At 73.9% G+C, this 17,118-nt stretch carries 11 protein-coding genes; 7 read left to right on the top strand and 4 right to left on the bottom strand.

Features of this window, described 5'->3' with window-relative positions; translation table 11 throughout:
• The first annotated feature begins 105 nt into the window (after nt 1-105).
• A complete protein-coding gene (locus tag AC0693_RS02780) occupies nt 106-2,724 on the top strand; it encodes an ATP-dependent DNA helicase (protein WP_478800804.1) in 2,619 nt (872 codons plus the stop codon).
• 89 nt (nt 2,725-2,813) lie between these two features.
• Here AC0693_RS02780 and AC0693_RS02775 read toward each other — a convergent pair whose 3' ends face one another.
• The gene (locus AC0693_RS02775) at nt 2,814-4,373 is read right to left on the bottom strand and encodes a M23 family metallopeptidase (RefSeq protein ID WP_478800803.1); all 1,560 of its coding nucleotides are present in this window, start codon (nt 4,371-4,373) and stop codon (nt 2,814-2,816) included.
• A 215-nt stretch (nt 4,374-4,588) separates the two neighbouring features.
• Nucleotides 4,589-5,407: an esterase/lipase family protein gene (locus tag AC0693_RS02770; RefSeq protein WP_478800802.1), complete on the bottom strand. Its 819-nt coding sequence runs from the start codon at nt 5,405-5,407 to the stop codon at nt 4,589-4,591.
• 278 nt (nt 5,408-5,685) lie between these two features.
• Here AC0693_RS02770 and AC0693_RS02765 point away from each other — a divergent pair, with 278 nt between their 5' ends.
• The gene (locus tag AC0693_RS02765; RefSeq protein ID WP_356403908.1) at nt 5,686-6,090 is read left to right on the top strand and encodes a coenzyme B12-dependent isobutyryl CoA mutase small subunit; all 405 of its coding nucleotides are present in this window, start codon (nt 5,686-5,688) and stop codon (nt 6,088-6,090) included.
• Nucleotides 6,091-6,181: 91 nt separating this feature from the next.
• Here the strand turns inward: AC0693_RS02765 and AC0693_RS02760 are convergent, their stop codons facing one another.
• Both AC0693_RS02760 and AC0693_RS02755 read right to left on the bottom strand, forming a co-directional pair.
• Nucleotides 6,182-7,858: a DUF5691 domain-containing protein gene (locus AC0693_RS02760; RefSeq protein WP_478800801.1), complete on the bottom strand. Its 1,677-nt coding sequence runs from the start codon at nt 7,856-7,858 to the stop codon at nt 6,182-6,184.
• 531 nt (nt 7,859-8,389) lie between these two features.
• The gene (locus AC0693_RS02755; RefSeq protein ID WP_478800800.1) at nt 8,390-9,733 is read right to left on the bottom strand and encodes an SWIM zinc finger family protein; all 1,344 of its coding nucleotides are present in this window, start codon (nt 9,731-9,733) and stop codon (nt 8,390-8,392) included.
• 134 nt (nt 9,734-9,867) lie between these two features.
• Between AC0693_RS02755 and AC0693_RS02750 the strand changes: the two genes are divergently transcribed.
• The 5 genes from AC0693_RS02750 to sucD all read left to right on the top strand — a co-directional run bounded on the left by AC0693_RS02750 (nt 9,868) and on the right by sucD (nt 17,035).
• Nucleotides 9,868-10,974 (top strand): ATP-binding protein, encoded by a 1,107-nt coding sequence (locus AC0693_RS02750; RefSeq protein ID WP_478800799.1) that lies wholly within the window; start codon nt 9,868-9,870, stop codon nt 10,972-10,974.
• The gene (locus AC0693_RS02745) at nt 10,932-13,367 is read left to right on the top strand and encodes a DUF5682 family protein (protein WP_478800991.1); all 2,436 of its coding nucleotides are present in this window, start codon (nt 10,932-10,934) and stop codon (nt 13,365-13,367) included. Before AC0693_RS02750 ends, AC0693_RS02745 begins: the two co-directional genes overlap by 43 nt.
• Nucleotides 13,364-14,608: a VWA domain-containing protein gene (locus AC0693_RS02740; protein WP_478800798.1), complete on the top strand. Its 1,245-nt coding sequence runs from the start codon at nt 13,364-13,366 to the stop codon at nt 14,606-14,608. The genes AC0693_RS02745 and AC0693_RS02740 overlap by 4 nt, the downstream gene beginning before the upstream one ends.
• A 333-nt stretch (nt 14,609-14,941) precedes the next feature.
• On the top strand, nt 14,942-16,120 hold the full coding sequence (gene sucC / locus AC0693_RS02735) for an ADP-forming succinate--CoA ligase subunit beta (RefSeq protein WP_351046697.1): 1,179 nt from the start codon (nt 14,942-14,944) through the stop codon (nt 16,118-16,120).
• A gap of 21 nt (nt 16,121-16,141) precedes the next feature.
• Nucleotides 16,142-17,035, top strand: a complete 894-nt coding sequence (sucD, locus tag AC0693_RS02730; RefSeq protein WP_356403926.1) for a succinate--CoA ligase subunit alpha — start codon at nt 16,142-16,144, stop codon at nt 17,033-17,035.
• The last annotated feature ends 83 nt before the right edge of the window (nt 17,036-17,118 follow it).

The raw sequence follows: 17,118 nt of genomic DNA, 5'->3' as shown, positions 1-17,118 counted from the left end.
CCCTTGCCGACCTGGACCGATCGACCGCTGGTCACCGCGGTGTGACGGACCGGATTTCCGGGGCCGGGACCGGCTGTCGGTCCCGGGCCCTAGACTCGGAAGGCGATGAGCAGCCTCTTTGACGACAGTTTCCTGGCGGACCTCACCCCCTCTCACGAGGAGCCTCCGCCGCCGCCCGAGGACCACGCCCCGGAAGCGGGCGCCGACGACCTCTTCGGGGGCCGCTTCGACGCGCCCCTGCACGGGGACGCCTACTACCGGGGCGGGTCCCCCCGGCCGGTCATCGACCCGGAGGCGCTGCTCGTCGGCCTCAACGAACAGCAGCGCGCCGCCGTCGTGCACGCGGACTCCCCGCTGCTGATCGTGGCCGGCGCCGGTTCCGGCAAGACCCGGGTCCTGACCCACCGCATCGGCCACCTGCTGGGCGCGCGCGGCGTCCACCCGGGCCAGATCCTGGCGATCACCTTCACCAACAAGGCCGCCGGTGAGATGAAGGAGCGCGTCGGGGAGCTGGTCGGCCCGCGCGCGAACGCGATGTGGGTGATGACCTTCCACAGCGCGTGCGTGCGCATCCTGCGCCGCGAGTCCAAGCGCCTCGGCTTCACCTCGTCCTTCTCGATCTACGACGCGGCGGACTCCAAGCGCCTGATGGCGCTCGTCTGCCGGGACCTGGACCTGGACCCGAAGCGCTTCCCGCCCAAGTCGTTCAGCGCCAAGGTCTCCAACCTGAAGAACGAGCTGATCGACGCCGACGAGTTCGCGGTGCAGGCCGTCGACGGCTTCGAGAAGACCGTCGCCCAGGCGTACGCGATGTACCAGGCGCGGCTGCGCGAGGCCAACGCCCTCGACTTCGACGACATCATCATGACCACGGTGCACCTGCTCCAGGCGTTCCCGGACGTCGCCGAGCACTACCGGCGCCGCTTCCGGCACGTGCTGGTCGACGAGTACCAGGACACCAACCACGCCCAGTACACGCTCGTGCGCGAGCTGGTCGGCACCGGCTACCCGGACCTGGCGCCCGCCGAGCTGTGCGTCGTGGGTGACGCGGACCAGTCGATCTACGCCTTCCGCGGCGCGACGATCCGCAACATCCTCCAGTTCGAGGAGGACTACCCGAACGCGAAGACGATCCTGCTGGAGCAGAACTACCGCTCCACCCAGACGATCCTCTCCGCCGCCAACGCGGTCATCGAGCGCAACGAGAACCGCCGCCCGAAGAACCTGTGGACGCAGGCCGGCTCGGGCGCCGGAATCACCGGCTACGTCGCGGACACCGAGCACGACGAGGCGCAGTTCGTCGCCGACGAGATCGACCGGCTCACCGACGCGGGCGACGCCAAGGCGGGCGACGTCGCCGTCTTCTACCGGACCAACGCCCAGTCCCGCGTGTTCGAGGAGATCTTCATCCGGGTCGGCCTGCCCTACAAGGTCGTCGGCGGCGTGCGGTTCTACGAGCGCAAGGAGGTCCGGGACGTCCTGGCCTACCTGCGCGTGCTCTCGAACCCGGAGGACGCGGTCCCGCTCCGCCGCATCCTGAACGTGCCCAAGCGCGGCATCGGCGACCGCGCCGAGGCGATGATCGACGCGCTGGCCCTGCGCGAGAAGATCACCTTCCCGCAGGCGCTCAAGCGCGTGGAGGAGGCGTACGGCATGGCCGCGCGCTCGACCAACGCGGTCAAGCGGTTCAACGTGCTCATGGAGGAACTGCGCACGATCGTCGACTCGGGCGCGGGCCCGGCGGTGGTGCTGGAAGCGGTCCTGGAGCGTACGGGCTACCTCGCCGAACTCCAGGCGTCGACCGACCCGCAGGACGAGACGCGGATCGAGAACCTCCAGGAACTCGCCGCCGTGGCCCTGGAGTTCGAGCAGGCGCGGGCGGCGGCCGCGGACGCGGCACCGGCCGCGGGCACGGACGCCACCGCGGCGGCTGCTGCCACGGACGCGGCGACGGCCGCCACGGACGCGGCCGTGGCGGCGGGCGCCGACGCCGATCCGGACGCCGGGGCAGCGGCCCCCGTGGTGGGGCCGGGCACGCTGGCGGAGTTCCTGGAGCAGGTCGCGCTGGTGGCCGACTCCGACCAGATCCCGGACGAGGACACCGAGGGCACGGGCGTCATCACCCTGATGACCCTGCACACCGCCAAGGGCCTGGAGTTCCCGGTGGTCTTCGTGACCGGCATGGAGGACGGCGTCTTCCCGCACATGCGGGCGCTCGGCCAGACCAAGGAGCTGGAGGAGGAGCGGCGCCTCGCGTACGTCGGCATCACCCGCGCGCGCGAGCGGCTGTACCTGACCCGCTCCTCGATGCGCAGCGCCTGGGGCACGCCCTCGTACAACCCGCCCTCGCGGTTCCTGGAGGAGATCCCGGACCAGTACCTCCAGTGGAAGCGGACGGGCGCGCAGAAGCCCGCGGGCCCGATGCGCAGCACGTCCGGCTCGCGCTCGGGCGGGGGAGGCGGGGCCGCCTTCGGCACGTCGCCCGAGTCCTTCCTGTCCTCCTCGCGCTCCAGGACGGGCCCGTCCGGTTTCGCGACGCGCCGGACCTCGGACAAGCCGGTCATCACGCTGCTGGTGGGGGACCGGGTCACGCACGACCAGTTCGGCCTGGGCACGGTGATGGAGGTCAAGGGCACCGGCGCGGACGCGCAGGCCACCATCGACTTCGGGGACGAGAAGCCGAAGCGGCTGCTGCTGCGCTACGCGCCCGTGCAGAAGCTGTAGCGCGCGGGCCGCGGCGCGCTCGCGTACGGAAAGGGGGCGGGCCCCGGGGTGAACGCCCCGGGACCCGCCCCCTTTCCGTACGCGAGCGGCTAGTTCGGGTTGAGGCCGTGGGTGCGCAGCCACGCCTGCGGGTCGATCGGGGAGCCGCTGTCCGGCCGGACCTCGAAGTGCAGGTGCGGGCCGGTGGAGTTGCCGGAGTTGCCGGAGTACGCGATGACGTCACCGGCCTTCACCTTGCCGGACCGGATCTTGGTGCTGCTCAGGTGGCAGTACCAGGTCTCGGTGCCGTCGGGCGAGACGACGATGGCCATGTTGCCGTAGGCGCTGTTCCACTGGGTGCGCACGGTCCCGTCGGTGGCGGCCATGACCGGGGTGCCGTAGGAGACCGGGAAGTCGATGCCGGTGTGCACGGACATCCACATGCCGCCGGCCTGCCCGAAGCCCGCGCTGAGGCCGTGCTGGTCGACCGGGAGGGAGAACTTGGGGCGGGCCGCTTCCTTGGCCGCCGCCTCCTCCGCGCGCTTCTTCTTCTCCAGGTCCTGCCGCTCCTTCAGGTCGATGCGCTCCTGAGTGCGGCTGGCCCGGTCGGCGAAGTCGCCCGCGTCCGCGCTGAGCGCGGCGAGCTGGGTGTCGAGCTTGCTGTTCGCGGCGACCGGCTTCACCGAGGCCGGATCGGGCGCGGCCATCGTGGTGGTGTCGCTCGACGGCTTGTCACCGGTGGGCAGTCCGCCCACGGCGGCGGCGGCCACGCCCGCGACTCCTATGACGCAGACCGAGGGGACGGCGACGGTCAGCAGCGCGGACCGCTTGGCCGGGGACCGGCGACGGCCGGCGCTGCCGCCGCCCCCGCTGCCCGCCGGGCTGCCGTTCGCGCCGCCCTTGGCGGGCGCGGCCCGGCGCGCGGAGCGCGGCACGGGCGGGGTCGTCGCCATGGTCTGGGTGGGCAGGTCCGCGTGCAGGGCGGCCGCGAGACCGGCCTCCTCGTCCCGCTCCGCCGCGCCGTCCTCGGACGACACCACGTCCACGGTCGCGTCGGCGTGCCCGTCCGTGCCCCCGTAGGCGGCGTTCTCGTAGGCGCCGTTCGCGTAACCGGCGTCGTAGGCGGGGCTGACCGTGGTGGCGTCGTACGCGTACGGGTAGGCGTAGGCCGCCTCCGGCTGGAACTGCTGCGGCAGTTCCTCCGGGGTCACGGTGTTCCAGGCGGTCGCGTCGTAGGCGCCGGTCTCGGTGCCCGTCGTGCCGTAACCCGGCATCGCCCACTGGCCGGAGGCGGAGGGGTCCTCGGTGAAGGAGCCGCCGTGGGCCGCGCCGCCGTGGGCCGCCGCGCCGTCGTAGCCGAAGGACGCCGGCTGGTACTCCGTGCTCCAGGCGCTGGTGTCCCACTGGCCGGTGGTGTCCTCGGCGGCGGTCTGCGCGGGGATGGCGGCGAGGTAGCCGTCCTGGACCGGGACGTTCCACGCGGTGGTGTCGTAGGCACCGGTCTCGTGGGAGGCGGTGTCGTACGAGGCCGCGTAGGCGCCGTAGTTGTATCCCTGGCCCTGCGTTTCGAAGGAAACGTAGGGGTCGTTACCAGCGAAGGTGGTGGTGGAAAGGCCGTCATATCCGTTATCCGGATACTGGCCCGACGTGGGGCTGTCGTTCACCAACATCTCTTTCGCCTCGGCGGTGGGGAGCCTGGGTGGCCGGGGGGTGCGGGGACCCCGGGGAGAGCAGTGGCGCGACTGTACCCGTCGGTTACTGGCAACGACAATCTTCCAGGGGTTCCCGAGTTTCCGGAACCGGGCATTCGGCCGTCTTTCGGTCGCGCGAAGACACAGCCTTGGCCCTGGGTTCGAAATGCGTTCGACTGTCGAGCGGCTCGCGTTCAGGCGACGGAGGCGGTTCCCGGAGCGGCCGGAGCGAGGAGGGCCGGGCCGTCGAGGGCCCGGTGGACGGCGGCGATGACCGCCGGGTGCTTGGGCAGCGCGAGGTGTCCGATGCCGGTGACCTGGACGTTCTCCACCCGCAGGTCAGGATGGTCGAGCCGGGCCGTCTCCACCGGAACCATCAGCTGGTCGAACTCGCTCCAGAACGCGACGAACCGCGTCCGGCAGCCCGGCGCGGGCGAGGCCAGCTCGGTCATCACCGCGGACCCGGGCCGGATCTGCCGGATCACGGGGTGGGCGCCCGCGCCGGGCGCCACCCGGGTGCCCGCGTGGGGAGTACCGAGAGTGACGAGGGTACGGACCCGCGTGTCGCCGCCGAGGCGCTGGACGTAGTACCGGGCGATGAGGCCGCCGAGGCTGTGCCCGACCAGGTCCACCCGCTGTGCTCCGGTGCGCGCGCACAGGTCGTCGACGCGGTCGGCGAGCAGCCGGGCCGCGGCGCGCACATCCCGGGTGAAGGGCGAGTAGTCGTACGTCTCCACCCGGCGGTGGCCGCCCCGGGCGAGGGCGCGGCGCAGCAGTACGAAGACGGCGCGGTTGTCCGTGAAGCCGTGCAGCAGCAGCGCCGGCGGCCGGGCCCCCGTACCCGGCGGGGCAGCGGCGCAGGATCCGCGGCCGGCGCGCGCCGCCGGCCGTTCCGGGAGGATCCCGGTCGGGTAGAGGAGCAGGTGTCCGGCGAGGACCACCATTTCGAGCGCGGCGGCGCGCAGTGCGGCGCCGGTCGCGGGTATGGACGTGAAGACGAATGGCAGCCCCATGGACGGCCTCCCCCTGGCGGCTTCCGGGTGTGGCCGTCGGCGCTCGGGCGCAGCTCGGTGTGGGCGCTGCGTGGCCGCCCGTGGCCCCGCCGCCGTGCCGTGCGGCTGACGGCACGGTGGCGGGGCGACGGGAAGCGGCTTCCCCGGCGACCGACGGTGCGGGCGTCCCCGAGTGGAATCAATGTTCTCCCACGTGTGATTTCCCCCTCCCGGTGGACCGCGAAACGGCGGGGTGCGCGATGCTGTACTTAACGTTCGTTCACTCGGGAGGCAGTGCGATGGGTGTGACCGGTCCGATCCGTGTGGTGGTGGCCAAGCCGGGTCTTGACGGCCACGACCGTGGCGCCAAGGTGATCGCGCGAGCCCTGCGGGACGCGGGCATGGAGGTCATCTACACCGGCCTCCACCAGACCCCGGAGCAGATCGTGGACACCGCCATCCAGGAGGACGCCGACGCGATCGGCCTTTCGATCCTCTCCGGCGCCCACAACACGCTCTTCGCGCGCGTCCTGGAACTCCTGCGGGAGCGCGAGGCGGAGGACATCCAGGTGTTCGGCGGCGGGATCATCCCGGACGACGACATCGGCCCGCTCAAGGAGAAGGGCGTGGCCGAGATCTTCACCCCGGGCGCCACGACCACCGCCATCGTGGAGTGGGTCCGCGCGAACGTCCGCCAGTCCTGACCCGACAGCAGTCCTGACCCGACGGCAGTCCTGGGCCGACAGCAGTCCTGAGCTCCGGTCCCCGCGGCCGGCCCCCCCGCACCGCCGCGGGTCAGGCCGCCGGGGCGGGAGCCAGTTCCGCCAGCATCGCCGCGCGCAGGCGCAGGGTGGACACCAGCCGCTGGAAGGCCTCGGCCCAGTACGCCTCGGCCCCCGGGGTCACCTCCGCGAGCGCCGAAGCGTGCCCGGCCTGCCCGGGCCGCGCAGCGCCCGCGGCCGCCTCCCCCGTCTCCACGGATATCTCCGCGGCCAGGGCCACCGCCAGCAACGACTCCAGCCGGTCCGCCGCCCCGGGGTCGAGGCAGCGCTCCGCCAGACCCATCACCCCGCTGAAACTCCACGGGTAACTCCCCGCGTTCCGCGCCGAGTCCAGCGCGTCCACGACCGCGCCGCCCAGTTCGGCGGCCCACGGCACCACGCACACCCCGAGGAGCTGGAAGGCCTCCGACAGTCCGTGCGCCCGGACGAACTCCGCGACCCACGCGGCCCGTTCCCCCTCGGGCAGGGTCTCCAGCAGCTTCGCCCGCTCGGCCAGCGAGGCCGTGGCCGGGCCCGCGGCGGGCGGCGCGGACGCCGAGCCGAGCAGGGCCTTCGACCAGAGCGCATCCCGCTGGCGGACCGCCGCCCGGCACCAGGCCGCGTGCAGCTCCTCGGCCCAGCCCTCGGCCACCGGCAGCGCCAGGATCCCGGCCGGGTCCAGGCCGCCGAACCGCTCCCGCCAGCACGACAGCGGAGCCGCCTCCACCAGCTGGCCCAGCCACCAGGCCCGCTCCCCGCGCCCGGCCGGCGGCCGTTCGACCACGCCGTCCCGCTGCATCCCGGTATCGCACTCCACCGGCGGCACGACCCCCTCGGGGCCCACGCAGGCCAGCGCCCGCTCCGCCATCCGGGCGGCCAGCGCCGAACGGGGCAGCGCGGAGAGCAGTTCGGCCGCCGTCGCCCGCACATTGCGGCTCCGGTCGCCCAAGGCCCGTTCGAGGAAGGGCTCGTCCTCCTCCGAGAGGCCCGCGCGCAGCGAATCGAGGAACATCAGCCGGTCCTCGGCCCGCTCGGTGGTCCAGGTGGTCGACAACAGCAGCGGCGCGGCCGCCGGGTCGTGCGCCCGGACCGCGCCCAGCAGCGCCACCCGTTCCGCGAACAGACCCTCCTGCCACAGCCGTTCCACCGCGGGCCGGTCGTCGGGAGCGGGCAGTTCGCCGCCCCCGGCCCCGCTGCGCAGCGCGAACCGCCACTCCGGATTGAGCCGCGCCAGCCAGCGCCCCCGCCCCCCGGCGAGGGCGAGGGCCTGCGGCCGCAGATCCGTACGCGCCCGGGCGGCGTCCAGCAGCGCGGGCACCAGGGCGGCGGGCGCCCGGTAGCCGTGCCGCACGGCGGCGGCCAGCCACTGGGGCAGCAGCTCCGTGAGGTCCGGCGCCGCCCCGCGCCGGCCGCCCCCGGCGACGCGGCCCGCCAGGAGCTGCGCGAGCCGCCGCCCGGCCGCATCCGGCGGGGCGGGCCGCGGATCCGGCGCCACCGGCTCCGGCCGCGGGCCCGCTTGCGCCGGGCGGAGCCCCGCCCGGCGGCGGACGGCGGCGACGGCCGCCGCGTCCAGCAGGGCTTCCGGCGAACCGGTCACCCCCCTGCCGCGCCGCCGCTCGGTACCGAGCAGCGCCGCCCCGACCAACTCCTCCCAGTCCCCGTGCTTGGCTTCGGCCGCGGGCCTCGCGTCGCCTGCGGTCCCGGTCCCCAAACCCGGTCCGTTCCCGGTCCCGCTCGCGGCCCCGCCTGCGGGCCCGGGGCCCGGCCCGTTCCCGCCCGCGGTCCGGGCCTCGCCCGCGGCCCTGGCCCCGATACCCGGCCCGTTCCCGCTCCCGGCCTCCGCCTCGTTCCCGACCCGGGCCCCGGCCCCGGAACCCGGCCCGGTCCCGACCCGGGCCCTGACCTCAGCCCCGGCCCCGGTCCCGATACCTGGCCCGTTCCCGGCCCCGTTCCCGGCCCCCGCCTCGTTTCCGACCCGGGCTCCGGCCCCGAGCCCGGGCCCCTGTGCGTCCCCGTTCATGTGCCCCACCCCTCCCGCGTGTTCCTCGTCGTCGTGCTTCCGTGCCGTGCGCGCCGGTCCCGCCCCCTCCGCGGGACCGGCGCAGTCTCAGTACGACCCTCGTGCGTTGCTAGCTGGCGTGGTTGTCGTTCACAGAAGCCCCCCGGCTTGCTCGTTGGTGCCCGGCGGCGCCCCCGCGCCACCGGTCCTGCCGCACAGCCCTTCTGCTCGGCCGTGCGTCGTTCAGTTCAGGGCGACGGGCTCGGACGAGCCCTCCGCCCAGGCGGTCAGCGGGGTGAACCCGCGGTGTCCGCATTCGCCGAACACCGTCACCGGGCCGCCCCCGGACAGGGCCGCGAGCTGCCACAGCCCCGACCGGGACCGCCCCGCCGCCACGGTCACCGGCAGGGCGGACGTCCCCTCCACGTCCGCCAGCTGCCAGCCCCGCTCGCCGGGTATCGGGACCACCGGGCCGAGTACCACCGGCCAGGCGTCCAGCCACGGGTCCTCGCGCAGCGCCGTTCCATAGGCGTCGAGCGCGGCCCCGGTCGATATCCCGGCCGGTACCGCGGGCCAGGGAACGGGCGCGGCGAACCGCTCCCCGAGATCCGCCCGCAGCCCCGCCGATCCGGGCCGGAAGCGGGCTTCCGCCTCCAGCGCCAGACCCACCGGCAGCGCGAGCCCCGGCGGCCGCCCGGGCGGACCGAAGTCCAGGACCAGGGCGGACCGTCCGCTCACCGCCCCGCGCAGCCAGATCCGGCGCGTGGTGAGCCGGCCGTCCGGCGAGACGGTGTCGTACTGGGCCAGGACCAGCCACCGGTCGCGCACCGCGTCCCCCTCCGCGGTGCCCGCCACGCCGACCCTGGCCCGGACCGTCGCGGCCAGGGGCCCCGGCAGTTCCCCCACCCCGAGCCAGGCCCGGTCCAGCAGATGGAGCAGCGCGCACTCCTCCAGCATCCGGCCGGGCCAGCCCGGACCGGAGGCCGGTATGGTGCCCAACTCCCTTACCCGGGCGGCCAGTCCGGGTGCCTGTGCATCGACCATACGGGCCGCCGTCTCCTCCCACAGGGAATATCCGGCGTGCTCCTGACCGGCCAGTCCGCCGCGCAGCAGATCGGCCAGCCGCCGCTCCAGCTCGCCCACCCCCGCTCCGATCCGGGCCGCTCTGCGCTCGGCCCGACGCCGGGCCGCCGCCGGGTCCGCCGGGGTCTTGGCCGCCCCCGAAGCGGCGGACCCGACGGCCCGCGCGGCCCGCGCCGCCAGCCACGCCGAGGCCCATTCCGGAGCCTCGGCCGGCGCCCCGAAGCCCTCCGCCGCCCAGAGCAGCAGCAGCCCGAGCGCGTGCTTGCACGGGAACTTCCGGCTCGGGCAGGAGCAGGTGTACGCCGGGCCCGTCAGGTCCACGACCGTCCGGTACGGCGCCATGCCACTGCCCTTGCACCACCCCCACACCGCACCGGAAGCGGAACCTCCGGTCTGCGACCACGGACCCGTTCCCCCCAGCTTGGCCCCCGCCTTGCGTGACGCCACGTCAGGAGCCAGAGCCAGTACCTGTTCCGCTGTCCAGCGGACCCCCTGCTCAGTCATGTGTCCCACCGTAGGGACCCCCACTGACAATCGCCCTGACCTGCAATGATGCGGCGTACAAGGGGCGTTGTCAGTGCCGTGGTGCACCGTGGTCACAGCAGCCGGAAGCGGCTGCCGAGCATTGGAGGGGGACCATGACCATGCCCGAGAACAGCGCCGGTGCCGAGGTGCTGCGCCTGCACGCAGAAGACGCCTTCGCACACGAACTGAAAGCCCTCGCGGCCGCCGACGACCGGCCCCGCCCGGTCCGCTGGAACCTCTCGCCCTGGGCCGTCGCCACCTACCTGCTCGGCGGGGAACTCCCCGACGGCACCGTGATCACGCCCAAGTACGTCGGCCCGCGCCGCATCGTCGAAGTCGCCGTCACCACCCTGGCCACCGACCGCGCCCTGCTCCTGCTCGGCGTCCCCGGCACCGCCAAGACCTGGGTGTCCGAACACCTCGCCGCCGCCGTCAGCGGAGACTCCACCCTGCTCGTCCAGGGCACGGCGGGCACCCCGGAAGAGGCCATGCGCTACGGCTGGAACTACGCCCGCCTGCTCGCCCACGGCCCCAGCCGCGAAGCCCTCGTCCCCAGCCCCGTCATGCGGGCCATGACCGAGGGGCTGACCGCCCGCGTCGAGGAGCTGACCCGGATCCCCGCGGACGTCCAGGACACCCTGATCACCGTGCTTTCCGAGAAGACCCTGCCCATACCCGAGCTGGGCCAGGAGGCGCAGGCCGTCCGCGGCTTCAACCTCATCGCCACGGCCAACGACCGCGACCGCGGGGTCAACGAGCTCTCCAGCGCGCTGCGCCGCCGCTTCAACACCGTCGTCCTGCCGCTGCCCGCGACCGCCGATGCCGAAGTCGACATCGTCGCCCGCCGCGTCGACCAGATGGGCCGCGCCCTGGACCTGCCGTCCGCGCCCGAGGGCCTGGACGAGATCCGCCGCGTCGTCACCGTCTTCCGCGAGCTGCGCGGCGGCGTCACCGACGACGGCCGCACCAAGGTGAAGTCGCCGAGCGGCACCCTGTCCACCGCCGAGGCGATATCCGTCGTCACCAACGGCCTCGCTCTGGCGGCCCACTTCGGCGACGGCGTCCTGCGCCCCTCCGACGTGGCCGCCGGCATCCTCGGCGCGGTCGTCCGCGACCCGGCCGCGGACACCGTGGTCTGGCAGGAGTACCTGGAGGCCGTGGTCCGCGAGCGCGAGGGCTGGAAGGACTTCTACCGCGCCTGCCGGGAGGTGACGGCGTGAGCCCGCGCGCCGCGGGGCCGCTGCTGCTGGGCGTGCGCCACCACGGGCCCGGCTCGGCCCGGGCGGTCCTGGCCGCGCTGGACGCCGCGCAGCCGAAGGCCGTGCTGATCGAGGGGCCGCCGGAAGGGGACGCGCTGCTGCCGCTGGCCGCCGACCCCGGGATGCGCCCGCCGGTGGCCCTGCTGGCGCACGTCGCCGACGATCCGGTCCGGGCCGCGTTCTGGCCGCTGGCCGACTTCTCCCCGGAGTGGGTCGCCATCCGCTGGGCGCAGAGCCGGCAGGTCCCGGTCCGCTTCATCGACCTGCCGGCCGCCCATTCGCTCGCCCCCGCCGCCCCGGACCGCCCGCCGGGCGGGGCGCAGGACGGCGCGGACGCGGAAGCCGAGGGGGAGGACGGCCCGGCCGCCGCGGTCCGCCTCGACCCCCTCGCCGTACTCGCGGAGACCGCCGGGTACGAGGACCCCGAGCGCTGGTGGGAGGACGTCGTCGAGCACCGGGGGAGCGGCGGCCGGGCCGCGCCGCTGGCCGCCTTCGAGGCGCTCGGCGAGGCGATGACCGCCCTGCGCGAGGTCTACGGCGACGGCGGCCACCCCCGCGACCCGGTCCGCGAGGCGTACATGCGCCAGCGGATACGGGCCGCCCGCCGCGAGTTCGGGGACGACCACGCGGTGGTCTGCGGCGCCTGGCACGTGCCCGCCCTCCGCGCGAAGACCACGGCGGCCGCCGACAAGGCGCTGCTCACCGGCCTGCCCAAGGTCAAGGTGGAGACCACCTGGGTGCCCTGGACGCACCGCAGGCTGGCCCGCTCCGGCGGGTACGGCGCGGGCATCGCCTCCCCCGGCTGGTACGCCCACCTCTTCGCGGCCCCCGACCGGCCCGTGGAGCGCTGGCTGACCAAGGTCGCCGGACTGCTCCGCGCGGAGGACCGGCAGGTCTCCTCGGCGCACGTCATCGAGGCGGTCCGGCTCGCACAGACCCTGGCCGCGATGCGCGGCCGCCCGCTGCCCGGCCTCGGCGAAACCCTCGAAGCGGTCCGGGCGGTGATGTGCGAGGGCTCCGACGTACCCCTCGCGCTCATCCAGGACCGGCTGGTCGTGGGCGACGTCCTGGGCGAAGTGCCCGACGCGGCGCCCGTCGTGCCGCTCCAGCGCGACCTGACCCGGCTCCAGCGCTCCCTGCGCCTCAAGGCGGAAGCCCAGGACCGGGAGCTGGAGCTGGACCTGCGGAAAGACACCGACAGCGCCAAGAGCCTGCTGCTGCACCGGCTGCGGCTGCTGGGCATCGGGTGGGGTACGCCGACCGCCTCGCGCGGCAGCACCGGCACCTTCCGCGAGAGCTGGCGGCTGCGCTGGGAACCGGAGCTGTCGGTGCGGATCGCCGAGGCCGGGATCTGGGGCACCACCGTGCTCGCGGCGGCCACCGCCAAGGCCGAGGCCGACGCGGCGGCCGCCGCGGAGCTGGGCGAGGTCACCGCCCTGGCCGAACAGTGCCTGCTGGCCGGGCTGTCCCGGGCGCTGCCCGCCGTTTTGCGGGCGCTGGCCGACCGGGCGGCGCTGGACACCGACGTGGCCCGGCTCGCCCGGGCCCTGCCCGCCCTGGCCCGCTCCCTGCGCTACGGCGACGTGCGCGGTACGGACACGGCCGCGCTGGGCCGGGTGGCGGCCGGGCTCGCCGAGCGGATCTGCGTCGCGCTGCCGCCCGCCTGCGCGACCGGGCTCGACGCGGACGCCGCGGCCGAACTGCGCGGCCACGTGGACGCGGTCCACGCGGCCATCGGGCTGCTCGGCCGCGACGACGCCGACGCCACCGACGGGGCTGATGACGGTGACGGTGACGACGGCACCGACGGGGGGCTGCGGGGGCGCTGGGCCGCGGTCCTGCGGACGCTGGCCGGCCGGGACACCGTGCCCGGGCTGATCCGGGGCCGGGCGGTCCGGCTGCTGCTCGACGACGGCGCCCTCGCCGCGGGGGAGACCGCCCGGCTGATGGGGCTCGCGCTCTCCCCCGCCGCCGCGCCCGCCGACGCGGCGGGCTGGATCGAGGGCTTCGCGGGCGGTGCCTCCGGCGGCGGCACGCTGCTGGTCCACGACGAACGGCTGCTCGGCCTGATCGACTCCTGGCTGAGCGGCGTGCCGGAGCGCGCGTTCGTCGACGTACTGCCGCTGCTGCGGCGCACGTTCGGTGCGTACGAGCCGGGAGTGAAGCGGACCCTGGGCGAGCTGGTGCGGCGCGGGCCCGCCGCGGGCGGGACCCCCGCCGCGGCCGGTGCGGCGCCCGAGGGCTTCGGCCCGGAGCTGGACCCGGAGCGGGCGGACGCGGTGGTGGCGCTCGTCCGGATGCTGCTGGCGGGACCCCGCGGCGCAGACGACGACCTGGTGGAGGCGGCCCGATGAACACGAGCACGAGCACGGCAGGCACGACAGGCGCGGCCGCCCCGGACGCCAGCGCGTCGCAGGCTCCCGGCCCGGCCGACGCGCAGCCCCCGGCGGGCGAGCGGCTCCGGCGCTGGCGGCTGGTGCTCGGCGGCGGCGAGGCGGACGGCACCGGACACGCGCTGACCGGAGGGGACGCGGCGATGGACGCGGCCCTCGGCGCGCTCTACGGCTCCAAAAGCGCCGGCGGTCGCAAGCCGCCCGGCCGCGCGGGGGAGCGGTCCGCCGGACTCGGGGCGTCCGCCCCGGCGGTCGCCCGCTGGCTCGGCGACATCCGTACGTACTTCCCCGCCTCCGTCGTCCAGGTCATGCAGCGCGACGCCATCGAGCGGCTCGGGCTGTCCGCCCTGCTGCTGGAACCGGAGATGCTGGAGGCCGTCGAGCCGGACGTGCACCTCGTCGGCACCCTGCTCTCCCTCAACAAGGCGATGCCCGACACCACCCGCGAGACCGCCCGGACGGTGGTCCGCAAGGTCGTCGAGCAGCTGGAGCGCAAACTCTCCGGCCGCACCCGGTCCGCCCTCACCGGCGCGCTGGACCGCTCCGCCCGGATCAGCCGGCCCCGCCACCGGGACATCGACTGGGACCGCACGATCCGCGCGAACCTCAAGAACTACCTCCCCGAACACCGCACGGTCGTCCCCGAGCGGCTGATCGGCTACGGCCGGGCGGCCCGATCCGTGAAGAAGGAGGTGATCCTCTGCATCGACCAGTCCGGTTCGATGGCCGCCTCCGTCGTCTACGCCTCCGTCTTCGGCGCCGTCCTCGCCTCCATGCGGGCGATCGCCACCCGCCTCGTCGTCTTCGACACCGCCGTGGTGGACCTGACCGACCAGCTGGACGACCCGGTGGACGTCCTCTTCGGCACCCAGCTCGGCGGCGGTACCGACATCAACCGCGCCCTCGCCTACTGCCAGTCGAAGATCACCCGCCCGGCGGACACCGTCGTCGTCCTCATCAGTGATCTCTACGAGGGCGGCATCCGCGACGAAATGCTGCGCCGGGTGGCGGCGATGAAGGCGGCCGGGGTGGGCTTCGTCGCCCTCCTCGCGCTCTCCGACGAGGGCGCCCCCGCCTACGACCGCGACCACGCGGCGGCCCTCGCCGCCCTGGGCGCCCCCGCCTTCGCCTGCACGCCCGACCTCTTTCCGGAGGTGATGGCGGCCGCGATCGAGCGCAGACCGCTGCCGATCCCTTCCTGAGGCGGCGCGCCGGGCCACTCGCCGACCGTCCCGCGCCGGCCCGGCCCACCGCCCCCTGGACCACGTCCCCAGCCGCTGGACAGGGGCGGATCGCACGAATCTGCAGTTCACGCGTGAGGCGATCTGTGACAGGTATCACCGCTCAGGTGTGATCTGCGATTTAGGGACCCACGTCCCACGGGGATAACCTGCGAGACGGACATGCCGCGTCCACGGTCACCGTGTGCGCTCCCCTTGTGACAGCGCCGTCACGTTGCCCTTCGCGGCACGCCCACGCAGATAGCAGAAAACCGCGAATCACTGCGAATCTTTGAAGACAAGGGACGGACGCGCGTGGACCTGTTCGAGTACCAGGCGAGGGACCTCTTCGCCAAGCACGGTGTACCGGTGCTGGCCGGTGAAGTGATCGACACGCCTGAGGCAGCCCGCGAGGCGACCGAGCGCATGGGCGGCAAGTCCGTCGTCAAGGCGCAGGTCAAGGTCGGCGGCCGTGGCAAGGCGGGTGGCGTCAAGCTCGCCGCGACCCCGGACGAGGCCGTCGCCCGGGCGACGGACATCCTCGGCATGGACATCAAGGGCCACACGGTCCACAAGGTGATGATCGCCGAGACGGCCCCCGAGATCGCCGAGGAGTACTACGTCTCGTACCTCCTCGACCGGACCAACCGCACCTTCCTGGCCATGGCCTCGGTGCAGGGCGGCATGGACATCGAGGAGGTCGCGGAGAAGACCCCCGAGGCCCTCGCGAAGGTCCCGGTCAACGCCAACGAGGGCGTGACCATCGAGAAGGCCCGCGAGATCGTCGCCCAGGCGAAGTTCCCGGAGGCCGTCGCCGAGCAGGTCGCCGAGATCCTGGTGACCCTGTGGGCGACCTTCATCGCCGAGGACGCGCTCCTCGTCGAGGTCAACCCGCTCGCGAAGGTGGCCGACGGCCGCGTCATCGCGCTCGACGGCAAGGTCTCGCTCGACGAGAACGCCGAGTTCCGCCAGCCGGGCCACGAGGAGTTCGTGGACCACGCCGCCGCGAACCCGCTCGAGGCGGCCGCCAAGGCCAAGAACCTCAACTACGTCAAGCTCGACGGCGAGGTCGGCATCATCGGCAACGGCGCGGGTCTCGTCATGAGCACCCTCGACGTGGTCGCGTACGCCGGTGAGAACCACGGCAACGTCAAGCCGGCCAACTTCCTCGACATCGGCGGCGGCGCGTCCGCCGAGGTGATGGCGAACGGTCTCGAGATCATCCTCGGCGACCCGGACGTCAAGTCCGTCTTCGTCAACGTCTTCGGTGGCATCACCGCGTGTGACGAGGTCGCCAACGGCATCGTCCAGGCCCTGGCGCTGCTGGAGAGCAAGGGCGAGGCGGTCACCAAGCCGCTCGTCGTCCGCCTCGACGGCAACAACGCCGAGCTGGGTCGCAAGATCCTCTCGGACGCCAACCACCCGCTGGTCCAGCGCGTGGACACCATGGACGGCGCGGCCGACAAGGCCGCCGAGCTCGCGGCTGCGAAGTAAGGGCAGAGGTCACAGACTCACATGGCTATCTTCCTCAACAAGGACAGCAAGGTCATCGTCCAGGGCATGACCGGTGCCACGGGCATGAAGCACACCAAGCTGATGCTGGCTGACGGCACCAACATCGTCGGCGGCGTGAACCCGCGCAAGGCGGGCACCAGCGTCGACTTCGACGGCACCGAGATCCCGGTCTTCGGTTCCGTCGCCGAGGCGATGGAGAAGACGGGCGCCAACGTCTCCGTCCTCTTCGTCCCGCCGGCCTTCGCCAAGGCCGCCGTCGTCGAGGCCATCGACGCCGAGATCCCGCTGGCCGTCGTCATCACCGAGGGCATCGCGGTGCACGACTCCGCCGCCTTCTGGTCGTACGCGTCCGCCAAGGGCAACAAGACGCGCATCATCGGCCCGAACTGCCCCGGTCTCATCACGCCGGGCCAGTCCAACGCCGGCATCATCCCGGGCGACATCACCAAGCCCGGCCGGATCGGTCTCGTGTCCAAGTCCGGCACGCTGACCTACCAGATGATGTACGAGCTGCGCGACATCGGCTTCTCGTCCGCCGTCGGCATCGGTGGCGACCCGGTCATCGGCACCACGCACATCGACGCCCTGGAGGCGTTCGAGGCGGACCCCGACACCGACCTGATCGTCATGATCGGTGAGATCGGCGGCGACGCCGAGGAGCGTGCGGCGGACTACATCGCCAAGCACGTCACCAAGCCGGTCGTCGGCTACGTCGCGGGCTTCACCGCGCCCGAGGGCAAGACCATGGGCCACGCCGGCGCCATCGTCTCCGGCTCCTCCGGCACCGCGCAGGCCAAGAAGGAGGCCCTCGAGGCCGCCGGCGTCAAGGTCGGCAAGACGCCGACCGAGACGGCGAAGCTGGCGCGCGAGATCCTGAACGCCGCGGGCGCCTGATCCTCCGGCGCCGCTGAGCAGCGACGTACCGCCGTACGTCCGGCGTACGTGTACGGGCGTGGCCCGCACCCCTGGTGGGTGCG

The sequence above is a fragment of the Streptomyces sp. NPDC043876 genome, assembly GCF_056435825.1.
The sequence above is the reverse complement of the archived record's forward strand: the minus strand, read 5'-3'. Positions and strand labels throughout refer to the sequence as shown.

Bases quoted from the DNA above. Each gene is read 5' to 3' on its own strand.
- AC0693_RS02780 (WP_478800804.1), top strand. From the start codon at position 106: ATGAGCAGCCTCTTTGACGACAGTTTCCTGGCGGACCTCACCCCCTCT.
- AC0693_RS02775 (WP_478800803.1), bottom strand. From the start codon at position 4,373: ATGTTGGTGAACGACAGCCCCACGTCGGGCCAGTATCCGGATAACGGA.
- AC0693_RS02770 (WP_478800802.1), bottom strand. From the start codon at position 5,407: ATGGGGCTGCCATTCGTCTTCACGTCCATACCCGCGACCGGCGCCGCA.
- AC0693_RS02765 (WP_356403908.1), top strand. From the start codon at position 5,686: ATGGGTGTGACCGGTCCGATCCGTGTGGTGGTGGCCAAGCCGGGTCTT.
- AC0693_RS02755 (WP_478800800.1), bottom strand. From the start codon at position 9,733: ATGACTGAGCAGGGGGTCCGCTGGACAGCGGAACAGGTACTGGCTCTG.
- AC0693_RS02750 (WP_478800799.1), top strand. From the start codon at position 9,868: ATGACCATGCCCGAGAACAGCGCCGGTGCCGAGGTGCTGCGCCTGCAC.
- AC0693_RS02740 (WP_478800798.1), top strand. From the start codon at position 13,364: ATGAACACGAGCACGAGCACGGCAGGCACGACAGGCGCGGCCGCCCCG.
- sucD (WP_356403926.1), top strand. From the start codon at position 16,142: ATGGCTATCTTCCTCAACAAGGACAGCAAGGTCATCGTCCAGGGCATG.